Origin of the sequence: Romboutsia sp. (assembly GCF_051659545.1) — a bacterium.
Classification (GTDB): Bacteria; Bacillota; Clostridia; order Peptostreptococcales; family Peptostreptococcaceae; genus JBOFOR01.
In genome coordinates this window covers 1-6946 of record NZ_JBOFOR010000280.1, presented here as the reverse complement: position 1 = coordinate 6946, position 6946 = coordinate 1, and the positions used below count along the sequence as shown (strand labels likewise).

Below are 6946 nucleotides of genomic sequence, written 5' to 3'. Positions count from 1 at the left end.
CCTTGCCAAGGAACCTGTGACTTGGCTTGCTAATAAATATCTTAGGGGTTAAAGAGATAATAGCCTCTCTTTGTGCTATTTTATATAGATTGAAAATTGAGCTAGATTATATATTTTACAATTTAGCTCAAAATTAAATATTTAAAAGTTGATTTTCGCACAATCTGCCAGGGGTGCGGAACTTGACACTTTGTGTCAAGTTCATGCTAAGTTACCACAACATCCCTGATTTCCTCCTAGGGTACAAACTTAATGTAAAATAAAATTAGTAATATAAAGTAGGAGATGCCTTGCATCTCCTACTTTACTTCACAACCTTCAACCCAAAGCAACTTATCTCATCCATCAACTCACATAAACTAATCTCCCTAGCACTCCCCAAAACACTATCAACCACAACCTGTTGCATCTTTACACTAGGTACCTTAACACTCATTAATTTCATTACCTCCCTTTTTAACATCATTTTATCCTTACCATCCTTCACTAACCCCTCTAACTCCACCTTAAACTCATCACTTCTAAACAACATAGCCACATACTCTGGCAAAACCTTCTCCTTAGCTTCATAAGTATAAATATTATGATTGGAAATACACCCCTCAACAGAAACATCAGCTACAGAAGTACGCTCTATACAATCTAACCCCCTCGGAATCAAAATATCCCTGCCCATAACTAAATTACTTCTTCCAAACTTCTCATCAACAACATCTAAACCTTCATTCTTCACATACAGACTTCCACTATCTAAATCACATATCTTAACTTGCTTTACACCCTTTTGATTCTCCAAAAATATAGAACTCTTATAGCTTATAAGCTCTTCTATTCTATACTCTTCATAACTTGATACATCTACTTTTCTTAACTCTTCATTTATAATAGTATTCAACTCTTTGTACTTACTGTATTTACTTATCATTTTTTCATATAACTCTTTAGCTTCATCCTCATACTTATAAGGTATTTCACTTATTGGCAATCTATATTCCTTTAACTGACTGATTGATAAAGTAGGCACAGATGCTCCACTAGCTAAGGCTGCAAAATCTTTTGTTACCTTCTCACTACACAGTATAAAATACAACAGTTCAGAACTTATATTTTCAGGTGATAGTACAGCCAATGCGTTTGATACAACATATACCTCATAATCCCCTGGTACTATTGCTATAGCTCCTCTTTCTGGTCGTATTGTTGATATTACTATATCACCTGGATATGCTAGTCGTTTTGCTCTAGGTAATACTTTATCCTCCTTATCCTCTTTTATTTCCTTGATTATTTTTACATTCTGTAATATCTTTTTATCTGTATCAATGTTACTTACTTCTATATATGGGTAATTTTCTATTTCATCTATTAGTTCTTTTGTACTTTTTCTGTTTACTTCACATAGTTTATATAAATAATATCTATTAGGAGATTTTAATTTTTCAAAAATTTTTAAATAACTTGGAGTCCAGTTTTCACTTTCCTCTAAAATTTCATAGGCTCTAGTATTTGTATTATCTAATTTATTTTCCATAAATTTTGAGAATTCTTTTGATCTATTGTTTATTTCGTCTAGTTTGTTGATTTCATTTATATATATTGTTTGAGATTGTTCTAATTGATTAGTTTTCTTTTTCATTATTACTATACTCATCTCTGCTGCTGGATAAGGCTTTTGTATGTGGCTTGGTAAGCTTATTATAGCTTTTATTATAGTTTTATTTTTGATTAAATTTCTTGTTGCTTGATTTTGTTTTGTAAATAATAAACTATCATTAATTACTGCTATTATATATCCTCCATCTTCTGTTATGTTTATTGCCTTTTCTAGAAACAACTCTGCTGTATTTATAGTTTTTGATTTTTTTGCTAGATTAAATTTGTTGCTATAGTTTTCACTATCAACTTTTATTCCTACTGGTAGGTCTGTTATTGTAAGGCTATATTTTTCTTTTTCATCTAAATTTAATGCATCAGTTTCTATTATTTCTATGTTTTCTTTTCCTGATATTAGGTTTAATAATTTGCTTATATCAATAATGCTTTTGTTTATTTCTATACCTTTTGGGAATTGTATTTTGCTATTAAGATTTCTTAGTAAACCTCCATAGCCTGAACCTAATTCTATGCAGTTTCCTGAGATATTAAGTGTATTTATAAATTGTTTTACTACATTAGTAATGTTTTCTGTACAAACATATTCACCTTCTCTATATCGTTGCATCATGTCTGGTTTTCTTAATAAATCTTCAAATACTTTTGCATAATTAAGGCTAGTTGGTTCTAAATATACTAATGACATTTTTATATATTCTAATTCATCTTTGTTATCTAGCTTTATCAGTGTGTTGTTTTCTAATTTATATTTTTGGTTTATTTCATCGATTAGGCTGTTATATAACTTTAGGTCTATTTTGTGCAACCAGTCATTTAAATCTTTATCTTTTGTAAAATAGGCTCTTACTACTACAGGTGTCAGCATGTAGTTTATTTTATCAAGTCCTTTTCTATCTGAGGCATATTGTTTAATGCCCTTTAGTTTATTTTTTAATCCATCTTGTGATGCTAGATTCTGATAAAAGCTTTTGTACTTTTTGAGTTCTTTAGTTTGAAGTCCTGTACTCATATCAATGTAGTACCTATTGTCTGGTGTTTGTATTATACCTTGTTCTATGGTTTTATTTTTTATTACTGTATTAATTAGCTTTTGATTAGCTAAAAGTGATATTTCATTTACTGCTATACCTATTACTTTTGCTTCTTCGTTACCTTCTTCATTATATATATATCCAGTCATAATTTTATCTTTTGAGGTTTCTACTTCAATGCATCCATTATTTTTCATGTCTGATTCCATTTGGTTTAATAATTCTTTATTACTTACCATATAATTCACCCCTTTTTTATAATCACGACTTTTGCATAAGTTATATTTTTATTAGTCGTGTTATGGATATGTGTAAATAAAAAATCATCTGTAACACTACTTATTAAATTTTGTTTTTTTACTTGTCGCTATATAATTTATTATATTTAAGAATTATAAAAATGATACACATTTTTTATATATTTTTTTAGAAACTATTTTTGTATCTTTAATCTATCGTTATATTGTAAAATCGTATTTCCAGTTATCATTTATTAATACCATGTGAACATGATCTTCCCATACTCCCTTAATAGTTAAATAGTTTTTACTTAACCCTTCATTTTCAAATCCTAATTTAATCACTACTCTTATAGATTATTTATATTGTCTTTAGCAAGCCAAGACATTGGAATGACTTGACTATGACGCCCAGGGGTGCGGAACTTGACACTTTGTGTCAAGTTCATGCTATTTTTTTAGAAGGAAGTTTGGGATCGAATTTAATATTACCACTTTTTAATATACCTAATGATGCTGTAACTACTACATAGTCTGCAATATACTTTTGATTTTCAGTTATAATTTCAACTGAATTACTACTATATTTAATTTTGCTAACTTTTTCGTTGAATATTATTTGTAATCTATTAGATAAATACTTAGGTAGAGTATAATATCCTAAGTATTGTAAGCCTTTAGCTGTAGTTAATCCTGATACTCCAGCACCAACTACAATAACTTTTTTTTATACATAATGTGAAATATTACCTCCTTATTAGAATCATTAGTTATTTTAGCTTTAGTATAGTTAATTACGCATCAGATTTAACATATATTTAACATACTTTCATTTAATCCCTATTATTATTGTATTGTAAGCTTATCTACTTTAAGGAGGATTATTTGTGGAAATTGGAATTAACTTGATGGGGGGCCTTGGTTTATTTCTTTATGGAATGAATCTTATGGGCAATGGACTTCAAAAGTCTGCAGGAAATAAATTAAAAAAGATAATAGAATTATTAACTAGTAATGTAATTATGGGGGTATTAGTAGGAACACTGGTGACTTCCATTATTCAAAGTTCTAGTGCTACTACTGTTATGGTAGTAGGATTTGTTAATGCTGGGATAATGACTTTACCACAAGCAATAGGTGTAATTATGGGGGCTAATATCGGTACTACTATGACCGGTCAAATAATTTCCTTGAATTTATCTGGACTTGCTCCAATGGCTATTGGTGTTGGTATGCTATTTTATTTATTTTCATCTGATTCTAAGACAAAGAATATGTCAGAAATTTTAATTGGTTTTGGATTGTTATTTACTGGAATGGAATTTATGAAAGATGCAGTTAAACCACTTGCTGAGCTAAAATGGTTTACTGATGCTTTAGTTAGTTTTGGAAATAGACCTATTTTAGGTGTTTTAATTGGTTTTGGTATAACTGCGATTATACAAAGTTCTAGTGCATCAATGGGAATGCTACTTGCTTTAGCCTCCCAAGGTTTAATACCTTTGAACGCTGCACTTCCTATACTTTATGGAGATAATATAGGTACCTGTGTAACTTCACTACTTTCAAGTATAGGAGCAAGTTTAAATGCTAAACGGGCAGCTACTATGCATTTATTATTTAATATAATAGGTACCATTATATTTATGGTCGTATTAACAAAGCCAATTACCATGCTTGTTCAATATATAGACCCTAGTGATATAAGTAGACAAATAGCAAACTCGCATACTTTATTCAATTTAATAAATGTATTAATTCAACTACCTTTTTATAATTATTTGGTTAAGTTGACTTTAAAACTAATGCCAGATGTTGATTCTGAATTAGAAAATCCACAATCTACTAAATTTATTGATAAAAGAATGCTAGAAACGCCTTCAATTGCATTACAAAATACTATAAAAGAAACTCTACGAATGGCAAATAAAGCTAAGTATTCTTTAAGTAGTTCTGTTGAAGCATTTTTAGAGAAATCTCAAAATAAGATTCATGCTACTCTTGAAGAAGAAAAAAATATAAATTTCTTACAAAAAACTATTTTGAATTTTTTAGTTGAACTTTCTAAGACCGATCTTAGTAATGATTCTAGAGAGTTTTTAGATTCTTTATTTAATACTGTAAATGACATAGAGAGAGTTTGGGACCATGCAGATAATATATCAGAATTAGCTCAAATAGTTGTTGATAATGATTTAAATTTATCTAATGAAGCTAAAGAGGAATTGAATAATTTATATTCAAAGGTATTGAGTACATATTCTTATGCAATACAAGGTCTAGATACTCTAGATAATGACCTTTGTTTAAAAGTTATATCTATGGAGCAACAGGTCAATAACTTAATAAAAATTTGTAGACACAATCACATGGTAAGGCTTAATAATAGTATTTGTACTATTGATACTGGTGTTGTATTTTTAGATTTAATTACTAATCTCGAAAGGGTTACTTGTCACTCTGTAAATATAGCTCAGCAGGTTATTAAATTAAATATTACGTTCAAGGTATAGTTTTACTAGCTACTAGACCAACACTTATAAAAAATCCCTACATCGTATTTACGATATAGGGATTTTATTTTATAGATAATAATACATATTTGTTAGCATGAACTTGACAAAATATGTCAAGTTCTGCACCCCCCAGGGAATTTTTTAAACTGAGTATAAAGTACACATAGCATAATAAAGCTTTCAAATATATATTAATTTGATATAATTATATTAAGTAATAGAATTATAGAAATAAAAGGAGAGATATTATGTGTACTCAATTATTTGATCCAAAAGTTGATTATATATTTAAAAATATATTTGGTAGTGAAAAACACCCAAGAATACTAATTTCATTTTTAAATGCTTGTATAAAATCAAAATCACCAATTACAGAAGTTACTATTAAAAACACAGAAATAACTAAAGAATATATAGAAGAAAGTTTTTCAAGATTAGATGTTCTTGCAACTACTCAAGATGGTGAAATAATAAATATAGAAATGCAAAGAGCAGATGAAAAGAACATGGTAAAAAGAAGTTTATATTATTGGTCTAAAATATTTGCAGCAGAGTATAAAGGAAAAGGTAGATATAGTAGCCTTCCAAGAACAATTTGTATAAATATACTAGATTTCAAACTATTAGATGAAGAAAACTTCCATAATGTATATATATTAAAGAATAAAGAAAATAACAACTTATTAACTGATACATTAGAACTTCACTTTGTTGAAATTCCTAAAATGAAGGAAATAGATCAAAATGATATGCTTTCTTTATGGACTGCATTTTTAAATGATCCAAACAATGATAAGCTAGTTGCCCTTGAATCAAAATATGAAGAATTACATGAAGCTAAAATCGAACTTGCAAGACTTAGCCGTGACCCAAAAGAAGCAGAAAGATATAGAATGAGAGAAGATGCTATAAATGAAAGAAGAAACTTCTTTTTAGAAACCTTAGATAAAGGACTAAAAGAGGGAATAGAAAAAGGAATAGAAAAAGGAATAGAAAAAGGAATAGAGAAGGGAATAGAAAAGGGAATAGAAAAGGGAATAGAAAAAGAAAAAATAGAAACAGTTATCAGATTAAATAGTTTAGGTTTAAATATAGATCAGATTGCAACAGGTTCAAATATTTCTATAGACGAAGTAAAAAACATATTAAATCTAGATTAAAAAATGGATAGGTTTTAATTAAGCTAATAGCATAGAAAACTCCTTTCTAGTATCTGATTATATTTATAATCATTGCCAGAAAAGAGTTTTTATTTCAATGTGAGCACAAATTAATTTACACTACCTGAATTCCAGGAAAATTTTCAAGATTAATGTTAGCTAACTATGTTCTTGTTTCAATACCTCCGATAGCTGCTGTTGTCTTCAACTTGTTTCCAATTGCTATTCCACCCATGTCTTTAACTAGTTGTTTGACACACTCCCTACAGCTAAAGCAGAGGGATTCTTGGTGGCTAACGACTTAATCACACCTAAACGATATAATCAGAGGTTGTTACAAAGCCAAGCAAAATAGACGGTGTCTTCGCCACTACTACCTTAAAGTT

At 29.0% G+C, this 6946-nt stretch carries 5 protein-coding genes; 2 read left to right on the top strand and 3 right to left on the bottom strand.

From position 1 onward, the window contains the following. Nucleotides 1-304: 304 nt before the first annotated feature. The 3 genes from ACRC03_RS16745 to ACRC03_RS16735 all read right to left on the bottom strand — a co-directional run bounded on the left by ACRC03_RS16745 (nucleotide 305) and on the right by ACRC03_RS16735 (nucleotide 3602). Nucleotides 305-2884, bottom strand: a complete 2580-nt coding sequence (locus tag ACRC03_RS16745) for a hypothetical protein (RefSeq protein WP_438653740.1) — start codon at nucleotides 2882-2884, stop codon at nucleotides 305-307. A 219-nt stretch (nucleotides 2885-3103) separates the two neighbouring features. Further along, the gene (locus ACRC03_RS16740; RefSeq protein WP_438653739.1) at nucleotides 3104-3229 is read right to left on the bottom strand and encodes a hypothetical protein; all 126 of its coding nucleotides are present in this window, start codon (nucleotides 3227-3229) and stop codon (nucleotides 3104-3106) included. A 100-nt stretch (nucleotides 3230-3329) separates the two neighbouring features. Further along, nucleotides 3330-3602: an FAD-dependent oxidoreductase gene (locus tag ACRC03_RS16735; RefSeq protein WP_438653741.1), complete on the bottom strand. Its 273-nt coding sequence runs from the start codon at nucleotides 3600-3602 to the stop codon at nucleotides 3330-3332. A 169-nt stretch (nucleotides 3603-3771) separates the two neighbouring features. Here ACRC03_RS16735 and ACRC03_RS16730 point away from each other — a divergent pair, with 169 nt between their 5' ends. Next, nucleotides 3772-5397 carry a Na/Pi cotransporter family protein gene (locus ACRC03_RS16730; RefSeq protein ID WP_438653738.1) on the top strand — a complete coding sequence of 542 codons (1626 nt, stop codon included), beginning with the start codon at nucleotides 3772-3774 and terminating at the stop codon, nucleotides 5395-5397. Between the two features lie 251 nt (nucleotides 5398-5648). Then, entirely contained in the window at nucleotides 5649-6560 is a 912-nt protein-coding gene (locus tag ACRC03_RS16725; RefSeq protein WP_438653737.1) for an Rpn family recombination-promoting nuclease/putative transposase, read from the top strand. The last annotated feature ends 386 nt before the right edge of the window (nucleotides 6561-6946 follow it).

Excerpts from the sequence above, each read along its gene's own strand:
- ACRC03_RS16725 (WP_438653737.1), top strand. The coding sequence starts at position 5,649 with ATGTGTACTCAATTATTTGATCCAAAAGTTGATTATATATTTAAAAAT.
- ACRC03_RS16745 (WP_438653740.1), bottom strand. The coding sequence starts at position 2,884 with ATGGTAAGTAATAAAGAATTATTAAACCAAATGGAATCAGACATGAAA.